General features: G+C 28.9%; 1 protein-coding gene. It reads left to right on the top strand.

All coding sequences use genetic code 11. The annotated features are described in order from the left end of the window. Positions 1–537, top strand: a 537-nt coding sequence (locus R7Z77_RS28085; RefSeq protein WP_318137399.1) for a hypothetical protein, incomplete at both ends; no start/stop codon positions are given.

The raw sequence follows: 537 nt of genomic DNA, 5'->3' as shown, positions 1-537 counted from the left end.
AAGACAAAATCAAAAAGGAAATATTTAGAAGATATAACACAGGTATAACTCCTATTAACTCAATGGAATTAGATAATGCTAAGTACGATGAAGACTCTTTAACGACTGTGATAAAAGAGTACCTAGAATCGAACAAAGATACTGTAGTAGATATAATTAACTGCTTCTTTAGTAATAAGAAAAGAAAATCGGATGTAACTTCTTCATCAATTGCAGATTTTTTGCGTAGATATATAACGTTATCTCACTTTCCAATATATTCATATGCTGGCAGTGGTAGTAGAACAGACATAAGAGAACTACTTTATGAATTTATTACTGACAATATCGAAGATAACGAGATATATTTTAATAATTTCATTTCATCAGTAAAAGACGTAATATATATCCATAAAAAGATATCGCTTATTGAAGACTTAGATAATAAACTTATTTATGAGTGTATGCTTTGGGCTTTTGAAATAATGAAAAGCGAAGGAGTCGAGTATATCATTGACGATAATATATTCCCAAGCTTGATTGAACACTATAAAAACA

The organism is Vibrio sp. 1401 (genome assembly GCF_033340295.1).
The sequence above is the reverse complement of the archived record's forward strand: the minus strand, read 5'-3'. Positions and strand labels throughout refer to the sequence as shown.